This is a genomic window from Streptomyces lancefieldiae (assembly GCF_031845825.1).
Taxonomy (GTDB): domain Bacteria; phylum Actinomycetota; class Actinomycetes; order Streptomycetales; family Streptomycetaceae; genus Streptomyces; species Streptomyces lancefieldiae.
The window spans coordinates 1-450 of the sequence record NZ_JAVRFH010000326.1; the positions used below are offsets into that span (position 1 = coordinate 1).

Sequence of the window (450 nt, forward strand, 5' to 3'; positions counted from 1 at the left end):
ATGGCCAGCTGCGCGGTGGACGTCCCGGTCACCATGTTGCGGGTGTACTGGATGTGTCCGGGGGTGTCGGCGATGATGAATTTGCGCTTGGCCGTGGCGAAGTAGCGGTAGGCGACATCGATGGTGATGCCCTGTTCCCGCTCGGCCCGCAGGCCGTCGGTGACCAGCGCGAGGTCGGTGTAGTCGTTACCGCGCTCCTTGGAGGTCCGCTCGACCGCCGCGAGCTGGTCCTCCATGACAGCCTTGGAGTCGTACAGCAGCCGGCCGATCAGGGTGGACTTGCCGTCGTCGACGGAACCCGCGGTGGCGATGCGAAGAAGCGTTGCCATGTCAGAAATACCCCTCGCGCTTGCGATCTTCCATTCCGGCCTCGGAGATCCGGTCATCGGCGCGGGTGGCCCCGCGCTCGGTGAGCCGGGATATCGCGGTTTCGGCGATCACCTCGGAAAC

The 450-nt window shown here is 65.6% G+C and carries 1 protein-coding gene and 1 pseudogene; both read right to left on the bottom strand.

Features of this window, described 5'->3' with window-relative positions:
- Positions 1–329 (bottom strand): GTP-binding protein (locus tag RM812_RS42355; protein WP_311586364.1); only part of this gene is annotated, 329 nt, incomplete at its 3' end.
- A 1-nt stretch (position 330) separates the two neighbouring features.
- A pseudogene (locus tag RM812_RS42360) lies at positions 331–450 on the bottom strand (sulfate adenylyltransferase subunit CysD); the annotation flags it as partial.